Consider the following 19,403-nt stretch of genomic DNA (forward strand, 5'->3'; position numbering starts at 1 on the left):
GCGTCAGCGGCAGGCGGAGCAGCGCTTGCAGGTTCTCGTCGGCCCTAGTTCTGGGTTGAGGCGAGTGGGATGTTGTATCCGAGGCTTCGCACGACCCGGGTCGTGCTGGCCACGGTGGCCTGGCTTCCTGAATCACTGCTCAGCGCGCGGAGTCTGATGGTGCCGGGCGTGACGAGCGTGGGGACGAAGGAGGGCTGCGTCTTCCACCGGCCCTGCGAGTTGCGGGTGAAGGTGACCTTCGCGACGATCCCTTCGTGCGTGGCCTGGGTGTTGGCGGTCGGGTTGGCGACCACGTTCCCCATGCCGTACACGACCCATTTGCCGTTGATCCGCTCGTAGGGCTGGACGACGTGCGCGTGGCAGCCGAGGATCAGGTCGACATCGGGCGAGCGCATCAAGGTCTTCGCCAGGTTGCGCTGCTCGGCCGTCGGCTCGTGCTTGTACTCCTCGCCCCAGTGCAGGCTGAGGATCACGATCTCGGCGCCTGCCTGTTTGGCGCGGGCCGCGTCGGCGAGGATCCTTTTGGGGTTCAGAGGGGAGTTCACGATCCAGGGTTTTCCGGCGGGCTTCGGGATGCCGTTGGTGCCGAAGGTGTAGGAGAGCTGGGCGACCTTGACCCCTTTCACGTTCAGGATGTTTATCCGCTCCGCATCTTTCGCGCTGAGGGCTGTGCCCGTGTGCCGAATGTCCGCCTTGTCCAGGTCGTCGATGGTTCGGCGCACGCCCGGTTCTCCTTGATCAATGGAGTGGTTGGACGCGGTGGAGCAGGTCTTGTAGCCGAGCCCGCGGATCGCGCTCACGATCTGCGGCGGTGAGCTGAACATCGGGTAGCCCAGGAAGGGCCCCGATGGCGGGGCCAACGGCGTCTCGACGTGGCAGACTCCCAGGTCCGTGTCACTGATGATGGGCTTGAGCTGGGCGAGCATCGGACTGAAGTCGAACCCGCTCTTCCCCCTGGCCTTCGCATCCGATGCGGCCTGTTTGGTCACGACCTCGTGCAGGAGGAAGTCGCCGGTCCCCGCCACGGTGAACCGAGCTTCCTGCCGTCCGCCCGACTCGGTCGCCCCGCGCTGCCCCGCAGGGTGGTCGTCGTCGCCACCGCACCCCGACAGCACGGCGAGCCCGAGCGCGCCGACGAGCAGACCGCCCATAGCGCACCGACCCCGGGTGATCACGGCCTTTCGAACGGACGCTGAAGTTCCCATGCATACGGGTCTTCAACATCTCAATTCCCTCAAACGACAACTTACCAGAATGTGGATCATCGTTAAGGATGCCTTTGTCGGAATCCGCCGGATTCTGGACGCATCTTTGCAAGCGCACAAGCCTCGCGTAACAGGCATATTGGCGACGCCATCGCGCGGAGCGGCGCCCGGCGCGTCACCGCCATCGGCAAGGCCGGCAGACTGGAAGAACCTCCGACGGCACGCCAAGTACGCGTACGTCAGGCGCGTCACGGTCTCGGCGAAGTGACCCCGACCAGCGGAAGACGCCACCCCCAACCATGCCCGCGATTTTCGGCGTCCGGCTGAGCACCGCCGACTTCGGGCCAAGGGCTCGCCTGTGAGTGCAAGACAGGCGTCGACGGTTGCCAAGGGCACGGCGCCGCAGCGGCTACTGGAGTAGCTACGCCGCTCGCACACCCAGCTGACCTCACGCACGTCGGGCCGACCGGACGTCACCGAGCTTCGCGAGGCCCTACGCTGAACCTGCGATGCACCGCCGTCATCAATGCCTCGTAACCTCTTCATCCACCCGGGTCGCCGATACAAGCTTGATCAAGGTTTTTCAGTGACACGCCAGGGTCAACGACACAACCGGCGGATCACTGAAGATTCCGCTTCGAGCAGGCCGTGCTTCCCCTCACAGACCTGTGGCTTTACCGTCGGGTCACCCGTCCTCATCGCTCCTACGAGGGTTCGCAACCGGACGGCCGCCCGCGCGGCCGCGGTGATGTCCGGGTCCTCATCGCTCCTACGAGGGTTCGCAACAGGTGTCTTGCCAAGGCTCGGCAGGGTGCCCCTGGTCCTCATCGCTCCTATGAGGGTTCGCAACGTGTCGACTACGGGCGCGTGCTTCAACGCCCAGATGGTCCTTATCGCTCCTACGAGGGTTCGCAACGCGACGATGCGGAGCAGTTCCAGCGGCCTGCCCTCCGGTCCTCATCGCTCCTACGAGGGTTCGCAACGCGCTGGTGATGCGCGCCTCGGACACCTTGATCGGGTCCTCATCGCCCTACGAGGGTTCGCAACCGTCGCATGGCGACCATGGCGGGCACATCGTCCTGTCTTCATCACCCCTACGCGGGTTCGCAACTCGAAGTTCATGTCCGCGTCCGTCAGGCGCTCGCGCGTCCTCATCGCCCCTACGCGGGATCGCAACATCCGCAGCGGCATTCTGACCCGGGTGGACTGTCCATCGGCCCTAGGTGGGTTCGCAAGGTGCGCGTCGTGCGCTCCGTGACCGCGCCCATCGCGGTCCTCATTGCCCCTCCGCGAGGGTTCGCAATCTGGGGCGCTGCCACGGCCGCGCTCGTGGGGCGCCTGCGTTCTTATCGCCCCTACAGGGTTCGCAACCTCACCAGCAGCCGCGCCTGATACTCCACGTCAGGTTCTCGTCGTCCTTGGAGGTTTCGTTACCGCACGCGGATGGTGGCGCCCTAGCGCTCAGAGGGTGGGGTCCGCCTTATGTGCTTGGTGAAAGCTCGCCAGGCAGCGGGGGTGAGCGCCAGCCGAGGGCCGTCCGGGTCCTTGGAGTCTCGCACCAAGATCACGGACGCCGCATCTGTGACCTCGACGCAGTTACCACCCTGGCCGCCGCTGCGGCTGCTCTTGCGCCACCGGCCAGCTTCCACGCAAGCACCGCCTTGGCCGCCGCTGTGACTGCTTTTGCGCCATCGGACGTCCGATGCGTCCATAATTAACCCCACAGGTCGAACACATCCGCCTTCACGTGTTGGGCGAATACTCGCCAGGCGGCGGGGGCGAGCGCCAGCCGAGGACCATTCGGATCCTTGGAGTCACGAACCAGGATCGCGGATGTAGTGTCCGCTAGTTCCACGCAGTCGCCACCCTGACCGCCACTACGGCTACTCTTGCGCCACTGGCCCACCTCGACACAGTCGCCACCCTGGCCACTGCTGCGGCTGCTTTTGCACCATCGGACGTCCGAGGCAACCACAGTTACCCCCTCAGGTCGTATTCGTTCACCTTCACGCGCTGCGCGAAGACCTGCCAAGCAGAAGCATCAAAGATCAGCTTTGGACCGCTCGCGTTCTTAGAATCTCGTACGGCCACCATTGGGCCGTGTGGCGCGACTTCGACACAGGCGCCACCTTGACCACTGCTGTAGCTACTTGTACGCCAGCGAAGGTCTTGCAGGTCAGAGGCATTCACGAGTAGTCCTCCAGAGCCATCTTGATCATCTTGAGAGAGCTTCCAGTCGGAAGCGACTCTCCCATCACCAGGTCGAAGCGCACTCTGTATTCGGCGACCGTGGCCGCATCCTCTATTATCTGGCTGACCTCAGGACCCTCATGATAGGCGACATCTATGCCCATGGGAAGACTCAACACAAAGAACGACCCATCAAGGCCAGCGTAAGTAACTGAGGAGAATGGCAGCATTCGGACTTCTATTTTAGGGTTCGTTTCAGTCACGTCAATCAATCGATCCAGCTGCTCCGCCATGACCAGCGGCCCGCCGACACAACGATGCAGGATGGCCTCGTCGAGGACGTACCACATGCGAGGCGCATCGTCCCGGGCGAGGATCTCCTGACGCTCCATACGCGAGGCGACGCGCTCTTCGAGCATCTCAGGGGCCAGTCCCGAGTTCAGGACCGCCCGCGCGTAGGCCGGTGTCTGAAGCAGGCCGGGCACTACCTGGGCTTCGAAGAAGCGGGCCGCCACAGCCTTGGCTTCGATCTCGGCATACCTGGAGAATCCCGGAGGCGCTGCGACGTGCTTGCCCTCGCGCTTGATCTCAAGCCACATCTTCCAGAACACACGCTTCGGGGTCTGGAAGTAGACGTCCAGGTCATCGGCGGTGGCTTCGGAGCAGGGCTTCTGGGCGGTCTCCAGTTTCTCGATCCACCCTGGCTGACAGCCGAGCGCCTGCGCGAGTTGGGGACGCGAGGCGCCCGCTGCCTCCCGGTGAGCGCGCAGGACCGCGCCGAATGTGCAAAGGAGCGGGTCTCGGGTGTAACCGGCTTGTTCGTTCGGCATGGGGAGGCTCCTCGGGACAGCTGGGGTGAAGCCTGGGGAGTGTTGAGGCTGTAGCTGAGAGTAGTCGAGCGTGTGAAGGTTGTCGCACGAAATCGGGCAGGTGAGCGAGCAAGGGGTCGGTGATGGACGGGCGAGCGCGGGACGAGCGGGAGCTGGAGTCACTGCGGGGCGACTTCGGTGGGTGGCGGATCTGGCGGGCCGTGCGGCAGGACGGTCGGCTGGGTGAGTGGGTCGCCAGCCTGCATGACCCAGGAGTGGGTGTGGAGCCGACGCTCATGCATCCCTCTGCGTCGCTGCTGCGTGAGGCCCTCAAGCAACAGGCTCGGCGGGCGCGTAAGGGCTCGTCGGGGCCTTCATGAGCGCGGCGCGGTCGGTGTCATGCCCCCCGGACCACCGGCCGCGCCGCTTCCAATCGACAACTGCGAGGTGAACCGTCATGGGTGTGTCATGGGTGTGAGCTGGCAGGCGTTTCCCGCCCCCATGAGCGACCGGCAGACGCATCTGAGTGCGCTGCGAGCCGTCCTCGACCTACGTCCGGAACTGGCGTGCGGGGTGGTTGAGCGACGTGGGGCGCCGGCGGGGTTGAGTGTGGTGTGGCGGGGGCGGCCGCACAGGCTTGTGGAGGTCGGGTGCGACTTCTTCGAGGGGGCCTGGTGGTTCACCTGGGGTGACGGGCGACGTATCACTCCGGTGAGTGACGTTCAGTATGCCGTCGCGCTCGTCGTTCGGGAGCTGGCTCGGGCTTAGGTGAGGTTGGGCCTGCACTTGGGCCCGCCTCGTCCTGGCGGCGGGTCAGGGGGTTGTCAGGCTTTCGACCTCGGCCTCGAATAGGCGGGCGGGGTCGAAGCCCATGGGGGCGAAGTGGCCGGCTAGTTCCAGGGAGAGGACGCCTTGGACGCGCGTCCACGTGGACAGGGCGCGGTGCAGCGCTTGGGGTGGGGCCGGGTGGTCCTTCGCCCAGTGGCGGGACGTCGCCAGGTGTTCCTCGAAGTCGGTGGGCGGGTCGGCGGCGGGGATTTCCTGGCAGGCGTCCAGTACCAGGCGCATGACCTCGTCGGCTATCGCGGTCGTCTCATCGGGGGCGTGGTAGCCGGGGATCGGTGTGCCGTGCAGGAGGAAGTAGCGCTGCGGGTCGTCCAGCGCCCAGCGGCGCAGGGCGTGGGCGAGGGTGGCCAGGTCGGGGTCGTCCGCCACGGCGGCCTTGAGGGTGTCGGCCTGGCTGCGGTAGGCGTCCTTGATCAGCTCGGTGATCAGCTCGTCGCGTCCGGCGAAGTAGCGGTAGAGGGCGGGGCCGCTCATGCCCATCTGTTTGGCGATCGCGTTGAGGGACAGCGCGGACGCTCCGGCGGTGGCGATCTGCTCCCACGCCCGTTCCTTGATCTCCTCGCGGACCTGCGCCCGGTACCGCTCGCGGGGAGACGTCGCGCTCTTCGCCATGTCACCACCCCTTTCCACCGTGGGTTAAAGAGTATCGCCGACAGTAGTGCTTCTAACTCGCGGCCCCTGCCCCTTGACGAGGCGACTGTGAGGCTGTCAACTTGGTTATAGCTTCTAGCGTACATAACTGCTTCTAAGGGGTTGGGTGTGGGCGGAGTCTTCGGGATGCGGGTGGGGGTCGTCGTTTTGGCGGGTGGGGTGATGTTGGCCCCTGTGCTGGCCGCGCCCGCGCAGGCCGCGCAGGGGATCGCGTGGCGTGCTTGTGCCGACGCCGAGTTCGCGGGCATGCAGTGCGGCACCATGCGGGTGCCGGTGGAGTGGTCCACGCCGCGTGGCGCGCAGGTCGAGCTGGCTCTTGTTCGGCGGGCGGCCGGTGATCCGGCGCGCCGGCAGGGGACGCTGGTGCTCAACAACGGGGCCGGGCGGTCCGCGATCGAGCAGTTGAGGCTCGCGATGCGCAGCGGGTTTCCCGAGCTCGCCGGGGCGATGACGCAGCGGTTCGACATCGTCGCGATCGACCCTCGGGGGGTGGGGCACAGCGCGCCTGTGCGGTGTGCGGTGCCGATGAAGGGCGAGGGGGTCACTCATTTTCCCCAGGATCGTGGCGCTTTCCGTAGGCTCGCCGAGCACAACCGCGGATTCGGCGAGGACTGCCTGCGGCGCAATGGGCCGCTGGTCGCCAATGTCGACTCCGTCAGCGCCGCCAGGGACTTCGAGGCGTTGCGTGTGAAGCTCGGGGAGCGGCAGCTGAACTGGTACGGGATCATGCACAGCACCCTGCTCGGACGCACCTACGCCGCGCTCTTCCCCGGACGGCTCCGCACGCTGAACGCCGACACCGCGCTCGACGACACCGTCTCGCCGCTCGACCAGGCGCTGAATGAGGCGTCCGCCGCCGAGGATTCTTTCAACCGGTTCGCCGCCTGGTGCGGCACGGATGACAGGTGCGCCTTGAAGGGGCACGACGTCGGCGCCGAGTACGACGCGCTCGTCGCCCGCGCCGATCGTGAGCCCATCCCCGTCAAGGACGGGCGGCCGCTGACGGGTGAGGACATCCGCGAGGCCACGCAGGAGAGCCTGGACCTCAAGGGATTCTTCTGGCCCCGGCTCGCGGGGGCGATCGCCAAGGCGCGGGGCGGGGACGCGTCGGGGTTCGCCACCGCGGCCGACCGGACGCTCGACCCCGTCCAGGAGCAGGTAGGCGGGTGCCTCGACACGCCCCGGCAGATCCGGACGTTCAAGCAGGCCGAGCGGGCGCAGAAGGCGCTCAAGGCGCGTTCGCCTCATCTCGGCGGGGCCGTGTCGGGCTGGGCCAAGCTCATCGGGTGCGTGGGCTGGCCGGTGCCCGCCAAGCCCGCGCGTGCCGGTGGGAAGGTCCCGCAGGGCCCGAAGGCGCTGGTCGTCCAGTCGACGCACCAGGCGCACGCGCCGCACTCGGCGGGCCGGGCGTTCGCCGGCCAGTTGCCCGGGAGCGTCGTCCTGAGCCGGGAAGGCGACGACTACAGCATGTTCCTGTCGTCGGCATGCGTCCGGGACGCGACCAACCGGTACCTGACCGACCTCGTGCTGCCCGCGCCCGGCACCGTCTGCACCGACTGACCGCCGGGCCCGGTCGCCGACCGGGCCCGGCGGTTCAGCGTGCGGGCAGGACGCGGCCCCGGACCTCGCCGAAGGAGATCGAGGCGCCGGACGCGCCCGGCGCGGTCGCGGAGATCGTGACCTCGTCGCCGTCCTCAAGGAAGGTGCGGGGCTCGCCGTTCACCTCGACGGGCTCCTTGCCGCCCCAGGTCAGCTCGATGAACGCGCCGCGCTGGTCCTTCTCGGGGCCCGACACCGTCCCGGACGCGAACAGGTCGCCGGTGCGGGACGAGGCGCCGTTCACCGTCATGTGCGCGAGCATCTGCGCAGGCGACCAGTACATCTCCCGGTAGGGCGGACGGGACACGACCTGGCCGTTCCACTCGACGACGAGGTTCAGGTCGAGCCCCCATGCGTTCTTCTCCTGGAGGTACGGGAGAGGCTCGGGGTCCTGCGGCGGAGTGGCCACGCGGGCCGATTCCAGCGCGAGGAGGGGGACGACCCAAGGGGAGATGGACGTCGCGAAACTCTTCCCCAGGAACGGCCCCAGCGGGACGTACTCCCAAGCCTGGATGTCACGCGCCGACCAGTCGTTCAGCAGGACGGCCCCGAAGACGTGCTCAGAGAACTCGTCCGTGGGGACGGGTGTGCCCAGGGGGGAGGTGGTGCCGACGATGAAGCCGACCTCCGCCTCGATGTCCAACCGGCGGGACGGGCCGTAGGAGGGCGTGTCCTCGGACGGCGCCTTGCGCTGGCCGCTCGGGCGGACGATGTCCGTGCCGGACGCGACGACCGTCCCGGCGCGTCCGTGGTAGCCGACCGGGAGGTGCTTCCAGTTCGGCATGAGCGGCTCGGAGTCCGGGCGGAACAGGCGTCCGAGGTTGGAGGCGTGGTGCTCGGAGGCGTAGAAGTCGACGTAGTCGGCGACCTCGATCGGCAGGTGCGGGGTGACCGCGCCGACCGGGTGGACGGCCGAGCCCGGCACGTCCCCCGACACCAGGTCGATGATCCGCTCGCGGACCTCCACCCACCGTCCGTATCCCTGCGCCATGAACGGGTTCAGCGACGGCCGGGCGAAGACGTCGTCGCCGAGCGCGGCGGCCAGGTCGACCACCGTGTTCGCGACGCGGACGCCCACGCGGGGTGAGAGCCCCGGTGTCGAGAACACGCCGTAGGGCAGGTTGGCGAGGCCGAACGGAGAATCCGCCGGGATCGCGATACGGGTCACAGATCCTCCTGGAAGAACTCGTCTGGGAGTAGGCCGAGACCCGCGAGGTCGCCCAGCGGCTCGGCGATGCTGCACGTCCCGAAGGACAGGAAGGCCGAGCGGATCTCGGCGGCCCGGTCGGCGAGCGCGGGGACGGCGCCCGCGACGAAGAACGGGTCGCGCTGGTCGAGGATCTTGGCCAGCTCGGCGGCGGTGCCGCCGTCCAGCGCCGCGTCGGTGGCGAGCAGGATGTTCAGGTAGCCGTGCTGGTCGAAGCCCGTCGCGCGCTCGGTGTGCCGGACGGGGTTGTGCAGCCCCGCCGTGGCCTTGAACGGCACGCCCGCGATGACCGCCGACTTGATCGCGTCGGCCAGCTCCTCCACGGAGGGGTACAGGTCGGCCGTCACGCCGCCGGTGCGGAACTTCGCGCGGTGGCCGGTCGCGGCGAGGCCCCGGATGATCTCGGAACGGCGCTCGTCGCGGGGCACCTCGACGCAGACGGGGACGTCCTCGCGTCCGGCGTGGGCGCGGTCGAGGGCGCGGAAGAAGTCGCCCGGGGACATGCCGGGCGGGACGGCGACCTCGATCCCGTGCAGCTCGACCGGGATCCCGGACGCGGCGGCGAAGGTCTCGGTGACGTCGTCGGGGCCGCCGGGCGCGGTCACCGAGATGCCGATCTTCTCGCGCAGCATCGGGCCGAGGTCGCCCAGCGCGTTCACCGGCAGGACGAGCGGGCCGACCATCGGCGCGTAGGCGGCGGCGCGGTGCCGGCGGTGCGCGGGAACGGCCTCCGCCAGCGGCGCGAGGCCGGGCGGGAACACGGCCGCGTCGTCGCACAGCCCGGTGAACAGGGCGGGAGGCTCGATGGCGGGGGCCACGGCGGCGAGGGGCTCGGTCATGACCGCCTCGCCCAGGTCCACGCGTATGCGGGATCCTCACTGACCAGACCGCCCTCGCCGATCTCCAGCGGACGGAAGGTGTCGACCATCACGGCCAGCTCGTCGAAGAACTCGGCGCCGATGCTGCGCTCGTACGCGCCGGGCTGCGGGCCGTGCGCGAGGCCGCCGGGGTGGACCGACACCGAGCCCTGCCCGATGCCCGACCCCTTGCGGGCCTCGTAGTCGCCGCCGCAGTAGAACATGACCTCGTCGGAGTCCACGTTGGAGTGGTAGTAGGGCACCGGGATGGACAGCGGGTGGTAGTCCACCTTGCGCGGGACGAAGTTGCACACGACGAAGTTGTGCCCCTCGAACACCTGGTGCACCGGCGGCGGCTGGTGGACGCGGCCGGTGATCGGCTCGAAGTCGTCGACGTTGAAGGTGAACGGGTACAGGCAGCCGTCCCAGCCGACGACGTCGAACGGGTGCCGCGCGTAGGTGAGCCGGGTGCCGGCGACGCCGCCGGGGCCGCGGTGCTTGACCAGGACGTCGACGTCGCTGCCGTCCACCTGGATGGGGTTGCCGGGGCCGTGCAGATCGCGCTCGCAGTAGGGGGCGTGCTCCAGGAACTGGCCGAAGCGCGACAGGTACCGCTTGGGCGGCGTGATGTGCCCGGTCGCCTCGATGACGTAGGTGCGCAGCGGCAGGTCGCCGTTGGGCAGCCACCGGTGCGTCGTGGACGTGGGGATGACCACGTAGTCGCCCTGCCGCGCCGAGAGCGCGCCGAAGATCGTCTCAACCGTCGCGCTGCCGGACTCGACGTAGACGATCTCGTCGCCGGTCGCGTTGCGGTACAGCGGGGACGCGGCGCTGGAGACGGCGTAGGACAGCCGGACGTCGGCGTTGCCGAGGATCAGCCGCCGCCCGGTCACCGTGTCGGTCTCGCTCCAGGTCTCCTTGGGGAAAAGCTCGTGCAGCTTGAGGTGGCGCGGTTTGAGCGGGTGGTTCGGCGTCGTCGCGGCGTCGGGGGTCTCCCAGACGCGCGAGTCGACGATCGCCGAGGGGATCTCCCGGTGGTAGAGCAGGGAGGAGTCCGAGGAGAAGCCCTCCTCGCCCATCAACTCCTCGAAGTACAGCCGCTCCGCGCCGTCCCTGTGCTGGGTGTGGCGCTTCGGCGGTACGTCGCCGGCCCGGCGGTAGTGGGCCATGGTCTCGTTCGCCTCCAGCAAATGATTAACGTGTTTACTACTTTGCGTCGACATTACGACGCCGGTCGGGATCAGGGAAGGGTCGCCCCCCGGGCCGGCCGCCCGCCGGGCTAGCTGCGCTCGCGGACGTCGAACCGGTCGCGCCCGGCGATGAGCTTGTCCAGCAGCATGATCAGTATCTGCTGCTCGGCCTCGGTCAGCACGCTCGCCCACTGCCGCTCGCGCTCGTTCTGCCCGGTGAAGATGTCCAGCATCGCCTTGCCGCCCTGATCGGTCAGCGACAGGATCACCGACCGGCCGTCGCGCTCGCCGGGCGTGCGGACCATCATCCCGTCCGCGACGAGGGTCTTGGCGAGGTTGGAGACGGCCGCCCTGCTCATCCCGGCCAGCGTGGCGGCGCGTCCGGGCTCCAGCGGCCCGGCGAGCCAGGTGACGAACAGCAGCCGGAACGCCGACCAGGAGTGCCCGCGCGGGCGGTGCACGGTGGACTCCAGGTCGTAGGTGACGATCGCGGACGCCCGGTTGAGCGTCAGCAACAACCGTGTGGCGGCGCGGTGCGGAAAGCCGAACTCTTCCGACAGACGGCGGCCGGCGAGGTCGACGAACGACCAGAAGTCCAGTTCCGCGTCGCCATCAGCGTCCATGACGCCACCCTAGTCCCGCCGGATCTAATTGGTTCACATTTTGATTACCTGCGGGTTCACCGTGGCGGTCCCCGGGCATCTCCCCTCTGACGATCACCGGGGACGTGGGGGGACGATGGCGACGGTCGCCGACCAGTTCATCGAGGTGCTGCGGCAGGCCGGGGTGCGGCGGATCTACGGGGTGGTCGGCGACAGCCTCAACCCCGTCGTGGACGCCGTCCGCCGGACGGACGGCATCGACTGGGTCCACGTCCGCAACGAGGAGGCGGGCGCGTTCGCGGCGGCGGCCGAGGCGCAGACCACCGGACGGCTCGCCGTGTGCGCCGGAAGCTGCGGGCCCGGCAACACGCACCTGCTCCAGGGCCTGTACGACGCGCACCGCTCCGGCGCGCCCGTGCTCGCGCTGGCCTCGCAGATCCCGAGCACGCAGATCGGCAGCGGCTACTTCCAGGAGACCCGTCCCGAGCGGCTGTTCGCCGAGTGCAGCCACTACTGCGAGATGATCAACGGCCCGGCGCAGATGCCCCGGATCCTGCGGACCGCGATCCAGCACGCGGTCGGGCTCGGCGGCGTCGCCGTGCTGACGCTGCCGGGCGACATCGCCAGCCGGGACGCGACCGAGCCCACGGGCGAGCACGACCTCCTCGTCCGCAAGGGCGTGGTGCGTCCGCCGCCCGACCAGGTGGAGCGGCTGGCGGGCGCGCTGAACCGGGCCCGCAGGGTGATGCTGTTCTGCGGCGCGGGGGTCAGGAACGCGCACGCGGAGGTGATGGCGCTGGCGCACAAGGTCCTGTCGCCGGTCGGGCACGCGCTGCGCGGCAAGGAGTGGATCCAGTACGACAATCCGTTCGACGTGGGTATGAGCGGGCTGCTCGGCTACGGCGCGTGCTACGACGCGACGCAGGAGGCCGACCTCGTCCTGCTGCTCGGCACCGATTTCCCCTACGACCCGTTCCTGCCCGGCAAGAACACCATCCAGGTGGACGACGACCCGTCCCGGCTGGGCCGCCGCACACCCCTGGACCTGGCCGTGCACGGGGACATCGGGGAGACGCTCCGGCTCGTCCTGGAGAAGGTGGAGCAGAAGCACGACCGCTCCTACCTGGACGACATGCTGCGCAAGCACGCGCGTGCCCTGGAGAACGTCGTCTCCGCGTACACGCGCGACATCGACCGGCACATTCCGATCCACCCCGAATACGTCGCGAGCGTCCTGGACGACCTCGCCGCGGAAGACGCCATCTTCACCGTGGACACCGGCATGTGCAACGTGTGGGTCGCCCGCTACATCACCCCCAACGGACGGCGCCGCGTGATGGGGTCGTTCGTGCACGGCAGCATGGCGAACGCCCTCCCGCACGCGATCGGCGCGCAGTACGGGGCGCCCGGCCGCCAGGTCATCTCGGTCTCCGGCGACGGCGGCCTCGGGATGCTGCTCGGCGAACTGCTCACCGTGCGGCTGCACCGCGTGCCGGTGAAGATCGTCGTCTTCGACAACGCCTCGCTCGGCATGGTGAAGCTGGAGATGCTGGTGGACGGCCTGCCCTCGTTCGAGACCGACCACGAGGCCGTCGACTACGCGGCGATCGCCGAGGCGGCGGGCATCGAGTCCGCGCGGGTGGAGCGCCCGTCCGACGTGCGCGGCGCGCTCGGCAGGGCGCTCGCCTCGCCCGGCCCCTACCTGGTGGACGTCGTCACCGACCCGAACGCGCTGTCCATCCCGCCGCGCGTCACCGCGCAGCAGATCAGGGGCTTCGCGCTGGCCGCCGGGAAGACCGTCCTGACCGGCGGCGTCGGCAGGATGCTGGACCTGGCCCGCAGCAACCTGCGCAACATCCCGCGGCCCTGACCCCTCAGCCGAACGGCCGGGCCATCTCCTGCAGCAGGTCGTCGGCGATCTCGGCCAGCGGGCGGGGCGGCCGCTCGTCCGTCCAGACGATCGCGGCGATGCGCAGGGCGGCCATGAACGCGCCCGCCATCGCGCGGGGGCGGGCGCCGCCGGAGGGGAGGCCGTCCCGCACGGCGATGAGGTCGGCGAAGGTGCGCTCCAGCGAGGCCCAGTGCGCGAGCTGCTGCGCCATCACCGAGGGGTGCTCGCGCGCCAGCCGCGCCTGCGCCACCCAGCGCGGATCGCGCTCGCCCTCTTCGGCGAGCATCGCGTGCAGCGAGCCGCGCAGCGCGGCCCACGACGACTCGTCGCACGGGCGCGCGATGAACCGCTCCAGCAGGTTCTGCATGCGCCGCTCGTCGCCGTAGAGGAGCGCCTCCTCCTTGCCGCCGAAGTAGTTGGAGAACGTGCGCCGCGACACCCCGGCCGCGTCGGCGATCGCCTCGACGGTGACCTCCTGGAGACCGTGCTCGACGGCGAGGCGCATCGCGGCGTCGTGCAGCGCCTCGCGCGTCGCCTCCTTCTTGCGCTCGCGCAACCCGCCGGACGTCGTCTCCATGGTCGATCCAGACTACCCATGCCGGACGAACCGCCGCCCAGGAGACGATCTGCCCGCCGCCCCCCGGTCTCAGGCCCCCGCGGACACCCTGGCGGCGTCGACCTCGAACCAGAGCCGGGTGCGGCGGGGCGTCTGGTCGAGCCCCCACTCCTCGGCGAGCGCGTCGATCACGGTGAGCCCGCGCCCGTGGTCCAGGCGGCACCGCCGGTGCTGGTCGGCGCCCGCCGGACCGTCGTCGGCCACCTCCACGCGCAGCCGCCGCCCGTCGGTCTCCACGGTCACCCTGATGAGCCCGGTCCCGTGCAGGACGGCGTTCGCGATGGCCTCGGCGCTCATCAACTCGACGTCGTCGAGCAGCGCCGGGTCGGCGACGACCTTGCCCGCCCGCTCCCGGACCGTGCGCCGCGCCCGCCGCGCCTCCTCCGGGTCGGCGGTGAAACCGAGCGGGTCGCCGAGCCGCTCCATCCCGCTCACGTCGCGGCCCGCCGAGGGCCGCCACGGTCGCGGGAGCCTGGGTCCGTCGTGCCGAGATTCACTGCATCACCACACAGAGGGTCGGAAGCGCATCGCAATCATTCACCTGCGGTAAGTGATCGGGCAACGCGCCGGACGACTTGATCTTGACCTTTCCGGGACACGCTCGGCGGCACGGGTACCGGGCGGCACCGGCCCCGCGCGGGCGAGCGGCGGGCCCGGGCCACAGGGGGTCCGGTGGGCAGGCGCCGTCCGGCGGGCGGAACCGGACCACCGGCGGCCCGGGACGGGTCGCTGACGGTCTGGGACCGCTCCAAACCGACCCGACGGGGCGCGCGGCGGGTCGGAGCGGCGGACGGTTTCGGCGGTGCGTTCGAGGGCTTCCAGGTCGGGCTCTGGGGCGGAGCCTACGGTATGACTTAACGTCCCATCCGCCGATTGCGCCAAAAGTAAACCGCGCGTCGCCGATTGCTCACCCGGACGGAGAATCACAGGTCGAGGCCCCCGCGAGCGCCCCATAACGATCATGCGATGCTGTGCCCAGCCGACCTGAGGAGCCCGACATGACCGACCCGAGCCTGGCCCGCCGGATGTGGCACCAACTCGAACCCGTCCACGCCCCGTTCTGGTACGCGCCCGAGATGTTCGCCGAGGCCGCCGCCCTCGGCTTCGACGGCGAGGACCGCTGGGCGAGCTACTTCGCCTGGCGCGCCGCACCCCTCGGCGCGGTGGGCGCCGAACGCGTGGCGTCCGCCTTCTACAGCTTCAGCCCGCGCCTGATCGCCGCGCACTTCCCGGCCGACTGGGAGACCGCGTCCCCCGACCGCGTCCTCGCCGCCCGCACCCGCGTCGTGGACCGCCTCTACCGCACCCTCCTCGGCGACGCCGTCGGCGAACTCTCCGAGGCGGCCGACCTCGCCCGCGAGGCCGCGCTCGCGGCCCCCCTGGCGGGCCGCCCGCTCGCCGCCGCCTACGCCGCCGTCCCCTGGCCGGACGAGCCGCACCTGGTCCTCTGGCACGCCATCGGCATCCTGCGCGAGCACCGCGGCGACGGCCACATCGCCGCCCTGCTCACCGCCGGCCTCGACCCGGCCGAGGCCCTCGTCTCCTTCGCCGCGATCGGCGCCGCGTCCCCCGCGACCTTCGCCACCCGGGGCTGGACGGACGCCGAATGGACCGCCGCCCGCGACCGCCTCATCGGCCGCGGCCTCCTCACCCCCGCCGGCGCCGCCACCGACGGACTCCGCGCGCTGCGCGACGACGTCGAGCGCACCACCGACGACCTCGCCTACGCGCCCTGGCAGGCCCTGGGCGCCGACAAGGCCGCCCGCCTGGCCGAACTGACCACGCCGCTGCTGGTCAAGGCACTCGAATCCGGCCTGCTCCCCAGCGAGAACGCCCTCGGCATAGGCAAGATCCCCGCGCCGTCACGGTAGGGGGCGCAGGCGGAAGGCCATGAAGCCGGGGGACTGCTCCAGGCGCGCGTGGTCGTCGGGGTAGCGGGTCGCCATTTCGGGGGCGGGACGGGGTTCCAGGAGTTCGTCGATGTAGAAGCCCGCCTCGCGGAACTCGGCGACGGTGACGGTGAGGGGGCGGCGCCAGGCGCGGATGGGCCACTCGTGCTCCGCGCTGAGGGACTCCTCCACGGGCTCGGTCGTGAAGTAGGAGCCGCCCAGGCGCAACCATGTCGCCATCGGGTGCTCGGTGGACAGGACGAGCGCGCCCGACGGGGTGAGGACGCGGCGGAGTTCGCGCAGCAGGGCGACGCGGTCGTCGAAGTAGTGGACGGCCAGCGCGAGCACGACCAGGTCGGCCGTGCCGTCCTCGACCCAGGTCAGGGGCTTGGTCAGGTCGTGGACGCGCAGGTCGGCCCGGCCGCCGGTGCGCTCGCGCGCCAGCTCGACGAACGTCGGGGACGCGTCGCAGCCGAGGACGCGCGCTCCCCGGTCCAGGAGTTCGCGTGCGTACAGGCCGGGGCCGCACGCCGCGTCGAAGACCGTCAGCCCCGCGACGTCGCCCGCCAGGCCGAGGAGGGCGGGCCGGTCGTAGTAGGCGTTGTAGGCGCTGTCCTCGGCGTGGGCGGCGTACTCGTGGGCGAAGCGCTCGTACATGTCCCCGGAAGTCATGCCCCCGATCGTGCCAGACAAGATCAACGGGGAGGAACGGCCGGTCAGGGCTCGGTGGGCGCCTCCGGCGCGGACGCCTCCGAGGTGGACGCCTCCGAGGTGGACGCCTCCGAGGTGGACGCCTCCGGTGCGGGCCGCTCCGCGTGGCGCTGGGCGTCGCGCTTGGCCTCGCGGTGCTCCTCGCCGAGCCGTCCGAGTTCGGCGACGTGCTCCTCGTCGCGGGTCAGGTTGTCACCCGTGGACGGGTCGAAGATGTGGATGCGGGACGTGTCGATCCACAGCTCGGCGTCGCGCCCGGGGGTGATCGGGCTGGAGGCGTCCAGCGCGACGACGGCCTGCGTGCGGAGCTGGTCGCCGTCGAGCTCGCGGGACAGCTCGCGCAGCTGCGCGGCGAGGTCGTCCGGGGCCTCGTAGGGGACGTAGGCGTACAGCTCGTTGCCCAGCCACTCGGTCACGTCCACGTGGGCCGCGACGACGCTGCCGTGCGCCTTCTTCTCCTCGCTGACGAGCGAGGCGTCCTCGAAGTGCTCGGGACGGATGCCGACGAGCACCACCTCGCGGCCCTCCAGCGCGGCGGCCTTGCGCTCGTCGCGCACCTCGAAGCGGCCGAGCGGGGTCTCCAGCGTCGTCCCGTCGACGGAGGCGGGCAGGAAGTTCATCGACGGCGAGCCGATGAACCCGGCGACGAACAGGTTGACCGGCTGCTCGTACAGCTCGCGGGGGCTCCCGACCTGCTGGAGGACGCCCTTGCGCAGCACCGCCACGCGGTCGCCGAGCGTCATCGCCTCCGTCTGGTCGTGCGTGACGTAGACGGTCGTGACGCCGAGCCGCCGCTGGAGCCGGGAGATCTCGGTGCGCATCTGGCCGCGCAGCTTGGCGTCCAGGTTCGACAGCGGCTCGTCGAACAGGAACGCGTCGGCCTGCCGGACGATCGCGCGGCCCATCGCGACGCGCTGCCGCTGCCCGCCCGACAGGTTCGCGGGCTTGCGCTCCAGGTGCTCGGTCAGCTCCAGCAGCTCGGCCGTCTCGTTGACGCGGCGCTTCACCTCCGCGTCGGGCGTCTTCGCCAGCCGCAGCGGGAACGCGATGTTCTCGAAGACCGTGAGGTGCGGGTACAGCGCGTAGTTCTGGAAGACCATCGACAGGTTCCGCTCGCGCGGCGCGACCCGGTTGACGACGCGGTCGCCGATGACCATCTCGCCGGAGGTGATGTCCTCCAGCCCGACGATCATCCGCAGCAGCGTCGACTTCCCGCAGCCCGACGGCCCGACCAGGATCATGAACTCGCCGTCCCGTACGTCCAGGGACACCTCGTTCACGGCCGGGAAACCGTCACCGTACCTCTTGACGATCTTCTTCATGGTGATGGCGGCCATGGTTCTCCCTAATCCCGGTGGGCTCAGCCCTTGACGGCGCCGGACGTCAGCCCGGCCACGATGCGGCGCTGGAACGCCAGGACGATGACGACGACGGGGACGGTCACGACGACCGCCGCCGCGCAGATGGCGGTGGTGGGCTGCTCGAACTGCGACGCGCCGGTGAAGAACGCCAGCGCCGCCGGGACGGGACGGGCGTTGTCGGAGGAGGTCAGCGAGATCCCGAACACGAAGTCGTTCCAGCAGAAGAAGAAGGTGAGGATCGCGGCGGTGAACACGCCGGGCGCGGCCAGCGGGACGATCACCTTCCGGAACGCCTGCCAGGCGGTGGCGCCGTCGACCTGCGCGGCCTGCTCCATCTCCCACGGGATCTCGCGGAAGAACGCCGACAGCGTCCAGATCGCGAGCGGCAGCGCGAACGAGATGTAGGGGATGATCAGGCCGAGCCAGGTGTCGTACAGGCCGATGTCGCGCCACAGGTTGAACAGCGGGCCGACGAGCGAGACGACCGGGAACATCGCGATCGCCAGCGCGAACGACAGGATCAGCTTCTTGCCGGGGAAATCCAGCCGGGCGATCGCGTAGGCGACGAGCGTCGCGAACACCACGCCGACGAACGTCGCGATCACCGAGATGCCGATCGAGTTGATCAGCGCCGAGGTGAACAGGTCGGTCTTGAAGACCGTGCGGTAGTTGTCCCACGTCCAGTGGTGGGGCAGGAAGCCCTTCTGGTTGCCGATCTCACCGGGCTGCTTGAACGACAGCATCACGATCCACAGGATCGGGAAGACCGTCCAGACGAGGATGAGCAGGGACGCGACGATCCACAGCCATTTGGAACGGGCGCTCTCCATCACCGGTCACCTCGCACTTGGGACAGGTCCACGCGGAACCCGCGGATGAACACGACCGCGATCAGGACCACCGACAGGAACAGCAGCACGCCGACCGCGTCGCCGAGGCCGATGGCGGTCCGGGTGATCGTCTGCTGGTAGGTGAGGAACGACAGCGTCTGCGTCTTCTGCTGGCCGGAGGTCATGATGTAGACGTTGTCGAAGATCCGCCACGCGTCCAGGGTGCGGAACAGCACCGCGACGAGGATCGCGGCCTTCATGTTGGGGATCGTCACCCGGCGCAGCCGCTGCCAGGCGGTCGCGCCGTCCACGGTCGCGGCCTCGCCGAGGTCGTTCGGCACCTGCGCCAGCCCGGCGAGCAGCAGCAGCGACACGAACGGCGTCGTCTTCCAGATCTCCGACAGGACGATCACGAACAGCGACGACCAGCGGCCGGAGAACCAGGCGTAGTCGCCGAGCCCGAACCAGGAGTTCACGAACCCCGACTGGAGGTCGAAGGCGTACCGCCAGGCGAACGCCGAGATCACGGTGACGATGCCGTACGGGAGCAGGATCGCCGTCCGGACGGTGCGCCGCGCGAACAGCGCCCGGTGCATCACCATCGCCAGCCCGAACCCGATCACCAGCTCCACGGCGACGGTGGCGAACGTGATGATGAACGTGGTGAACACGTTCTGCCAGAACAGCGGGTCCGACAGCGCCGTCCAGTAGTTGGACAGGCCGACGAACTTCTTGTCGTCGGGCGCGGTGATCCGGTACCGGAACAGCGACAGGTACAGCGCGTTGAGCAGCGGGTACGCGGTCACCAGCAGCATGACGATCACGGCGGGCGCCGACAGCAGCAGCCCGAGGCGGCGCTCGCTGCGGCTCCGGTCGGACAGCTCCGCGCGTCCCGCCCTGCGTTTCGTCGCGGCGGGCGCGCTCTGTACTGCGGCCATCATCCGTCCCT

At 69.7% G+C, this 19,403-nt stretch carries 19 protein-coding genes; 3 read left to right on the forward strand and 16 right to left on the reverse strand.

Annotation, left to right across the window (positions count from 1 at the left end):
* Positions 1-44: 44 nt before the first annotated feature.
* From KLI87_RS00680 to KLI87_RS00705, 6 genes are all read right to left on the reverse strand, one after another.
* Positions 45-1,151, reverse strand: coding sequence for a CapA family protein (locus KLI87_RS00680; protein ID WP_214615436.1), 1,107 nt, complete (start codon positions 1,149-1,151; stop codon positions 45-47).
* A 1,508-nt stretch (positions 1,152-2,659) separates the two neighbouring features.
* Positions 2,660-2,917, reverse strand: coding sequence for a DUF397 domain-containing protein (locus KLI87_RS00685; RefSeq protein WP_156217410.1), 258 nt, complete (start codon positions 2,915-2,917; stop codon positions 2,660-2,662).
* 2 nt (positions 2,918-2,919) lie between these two features.
* Positions 2,920-3,180 (reverse strand): DUF397 domain-containing protein, encoded by a 261-nt coding sequence (locus KLI87_RS00690; protein WP_156217409.1) that lies wholly within the window; start codon positions 3,178-3,180, stop codon positions 2,920-2,922.
* Between the two features lie 2 nt (positions 3,181-3,182).
* Positions 3,183-3,395, reverse strand: a complete 213-nt coding sequence (locus tag KLI87_RS00695; RefSeq protein WP_214615437.1) for a DUF397 domain-containing protein — start codon at positions 3,393-3,395, stop codon at positions 3,183-3,185.
* Entirely contained in the window at positions 3,392-4,225 is an 834-nt protein-coding gene (locus KLI87_RS00700; RefSeq protein ID WP_214615438.1) for a helix-turn-helix transcriptional regulator, read from the reverse strand. The genes KLI87_RS00695 and KLI87_RS00700 overlap by 4 nt, the downstream gene beginning before the upstream one ends.
* 792 nt (positions 4,226-5,017) lie before the next feature.
* Complete coding sequence (locus KLI87_RS00705; RefSeq protein WP_214615439.1) at positions 5,018-5,662, reverse strand: TetR/AcrR family transcriptional regulator; 645 nt, start codon at positions 5,660-5,662, stop codon at positions 5,018-5,020.
* A 201-nt stretch (positions 5,663-5,863) separates the two neighbouring features.
* On the opposite strand from KLI87_RS00705, the gene KLI87_RS00710 reads away from it, so the two are divergent.
* Positions 5,864-7,261, forward strand: a complete 1,398-nt coding sequence (locus KLI87_RS00710; RefSeq protein WP_214615440.1) for an alpha/beta fold hydrolase — start codon at positions 5,864-5,866, stop codon at positions 7,259-7,261.
* 34 nt (positions 7,262-7,295) lie between these two features.
* Here KLI87_RS00710 and fahA read toward each other — a convergent pair whose 3' ends face one another.
* The 4 genes from fahA to KLI87_RS00730 form a co-directional block, all read right to left on the reverse strand.
* Entirely contained in the window at positions 7,296-8,468 is a 1,173-nt protein-coding gene (fahA, locus tag KLI87_RS00715) for a fumarylacetoacetase (protein ID WP_214615441.1), read from the reverse strand.
* A complete protein-coding gene (locus tag KLI87_RS00720; RefSeq protein ID WP_308165795.1) occupies positions 8,465-9,367 on the reverse strand; it encodes a hypothetical protein in 903 nt (300 codons plus the stop codon). Before KLI87_RS00720 ends, fahA begins: the two co-directional genes overlap by 4 nt.
* Complete coding sequence (locus KLI87_RS00725; RefSeq protein WP_214616563.1) at positions 9,343-10,533, reverse strand: homogentisate 1,2-dioxygenase; 1,191 nt, start codon at positions 10,531-10,533, stop codon at positions 9,343-9,345. The genes KLI87_RS00720 and KLI87_RS00725 overlap by 25 nt, the downstream gene beginning before the upstream one ends.
* Before the next feature lie 110 nt (positions 10,534-10,643).
* Positions 10,644-11,177 carry a MarR family winged helix-turn-helix transcriptional regulator gene (locus KLI87_RS00730; protein ID WP_156217403.1) on the reverse strand — a complete coding sequence of 178 codons (534 nt, stop codon included), beginning with the start codon at positions 11,175-11,177 and terminating at the stop codon, positions 10,644-10,646.
* A 115-nt stretch (positions 11,178-11,292) separates the two neighbouring features.
* Between KLI87_RS00730 and KLI87_RS00735 the strand changes: the two genes are divergently transcribed.
* Positions 11,293-13,026: a pyruvate dehydrogenase gene (locus KLI87_RS00735; RefSeq protein WP_156217402.1), complete on the forward strand. Its 1,734-nt coding sequence runs from the start codon at positions 11,293-11,295 to the stop codon at positions 13,024-13,026.
* A gap of 4 nt (positions 13,027-13,030) precedes the next feature.
* On the opposite strand, the gene KLI87_RS00740 is transcribed toward KLI87_RS00735, so the two are convergent.
* Together KLI87_RS00740 and KLI87_RS00745 are read right to left on the reverse strand one after the other, a co-directional pair.
* On the reverse strand, positions 13,031-13,624 hold the full coding sequence (locus KLI87_RS00740; RefSeq protein WP_156217401.1) for a TetR/AcrR family transcriptional regulator: 594 nt from the start codon (positions 13,622-13,624) through the stop codon (positions 13,031-13,033).
* Between the two features lie 69 nt (positions 13,625-13,693).
* Complete coding sequence (locus KLI87_RS00745; RefSeq protein ID WP_156217612.1) at positions 13,694-14,089, reverse strand: ATP-binding protein; 396 nt, start codon at positions 14,087-14,089, stop codon at positions 13,694-13,696.
* A gap of 572 nt (positions 14,090-14,661) precedes the next feature.
* Between KLI87_RS00745 and KLI87_RS00750 the strand changes: the two genes are divergently transcribed.
* A complete protein-coding gene (locus KLI87_RS00750; protein ID WP_214615442.1) occupies positions 14,662-15,534 on the forward strand; it encodes a hypothetical protein in 873 nt (290 codons plus the stop codon).
* On the opposite strand, the gene KLI87_RS00755 is transcribed toward KLI87_RS00750, so the two are convergent.
* From KLI87_RS00755 to KLI87_RS00770, 4 genes are read right to left on the reverse strand one after another with little or no spacing between them, the layout of a single operon-like run.
* Entirely contained in the window at positions 15,526-16,224 is a 699-nt protein-coding gene (locus KLI87_RS00755; protein ID WP_156217399.1) for a class I SAM-dependent methyltransferase, read from the reverse strand. The genes KLI87_RS00750 and KLI87_RS00755 overlap by 9 nt on opposite strands.
* Positions 16,225-16,268: 44 nt before the next feature.
* Positions 16,269-17,600, reverse strand: coding sequence for an ABC transporter ATP-binding protein (locus KLI87_RS00760; RefSeq protein WP_214615443.1), 1,332 nt, complete (start codon positions 17,598-17,600; stop codon positions 16,269-16,271).
* Positions 17,601-17,623: 23 nt separating this feature from the next.
* On the reverse strand, positions 17,624-18,454 hold the full coding sequence (locus KLI87_RS00765) for a carbohydrate ABC transporter permease (RefSeq protein WP_214615444.1): 831 nt from the start codon (positions 18,452-18,454) through the stop codon (positions 17,624-17,626).
* Complete coding sequence (locus KLI87_RS00770; protein ID WP_156217396.1) at positions 18,454-19,392, reverse strand: carbohydrate ABC transporter permease; 939 nt, start codon at positions 19,390-19,392, stop codon at positions 18,454-18,456. The genes KLI87_RS00765 and KLI87_RS00770 overlap by 1 nt, the downstream gene beginning before the upstream one ends.
* Between the last annotated feature and the right edge of the window lie 11 nt (positions 19,393-19,403).

This window comes from Actinomadura sp. NEAU-AAG7 (assembly GCF_018603865.1).
Classification (GTDB): domain Bacteria; phylum Actinomycetota; class Actinomycetes; order Streptosporangiales; family Streptosporangiaceae; genus Spirillospora; species Spirillospora litoris.

Excerpts from the sequence above, each read along its gene's own strand:
- KLI87_RS00680 (WP_214615436.1), bottom strand. The coding sequence starts at position 1,151 with ATGGGCGGTCTGCTCGTCGGCGCGCTCGGGCTCGCCGTGCTGTCGGGG.
- KLI87_RS00685 (WP_156217410.1), bottom strand. The coding sequence starts at position 2,917 with ATGGACGCATCGGACGTCCGATGGCGCAAAAGCAGTCACAGCGGCGGC.
- KLI87_RS00700 (WP_214615438.1), bottom strand. The coding sequence starts at position 4,225 with ATGCCGAACGAACAAGCCGGTTACACCCGAGACCCGCTCCTTTGCACA.
- KLI87_RS00705 (WP_214615439.1), bottom strand. The coding sequence starts at position 5,662 with ATGGCGAAGAGCGCGACGTCTCCCCGCGAGCGGTACCGGGCGCAGGTC.
- KLI87_RS00710 (WP_214615440.1), top strand. The coding sequence starts at position 5,864 with ATGTTGGCCCCTGTGCTGGCCGCGCCCGCGCAGGCCGCGCAGGGGATC.
- KLI87_RS00725 (WP_214616563.1), bottom strand. The coding sequence starts at position 10,533 with ATGGCCCACTACCGCCGGGCCGGCGACGTACCGCCGAAGCGCCACACC.
- KLI87_RS00730 (WP_156217403.1), bottom strand. The coding sequence starts at position 11,177 with ATGGACGCTGATGGCGACGCGGAACTGGACTTCTGGTCGTTCGTCGAC.
- KLI87_RS00735 (WP_156217402.1), top strand. The coding sequence starts at position 11,293 with ATGGCGACGGTCGCCGACCAGTTCATCGAGGTGCTGCGGCAGGCCGGG.
- KLI87_RS00740 (WP_156217401.1), bottom strand. The coding sequence starts at position 13,624 with ATGGAGACGACGTCCGGCGGGTTGCGCGAGCGCAAGAAGGAGGCGACG.
- KLI87_RS00745 (WP_156217612.1), bottom strand. The coding sequence starts at position 14,089 with ATGGAGCGGCTCGGCGACCCGCTCGGTTTCACCGCCGACCCGGAGGAG.
- KLI87_RS00750 (WP_214615442.1), top strand. The coding sequence starts at position 14,662 with ATGACCGACCCGAGCCTGGCCCGCCGGATGTGGCACCAACTCGAACCC.
- KLI87_RS00755 (WP_156217399.1), bottom strand. The coding sequence starts at position 16,224 with ATGACTTCCGGGGACATGTACGAGCGCTTCGCCCACGAGTACGCCGCC.
- KLI87_RS00760 (WP_214615443.1), bottom strand. The coding sequence starts at position 17,600 with ATGGCCGCCATCACCATGAAGAAGATCGTCAAGAGGTACGGTGACGGT.
- KLI87_RS00765 (WP_214615444.1), bottom strand. The coding sequence starts at position 18,454 with ATGGAGAGCGCCCGTTCCAAATGGCTGTGGATCGTCGCGTCCCTGCTC.
- KLI87_RS00770 (WP_156217396.1), bottom strand. The coding sequence starts at position 19,392 with ATGGCCGCAGTACAGAGCGCGCCCGCCGCGACGAAACGCAGGGCGGGA.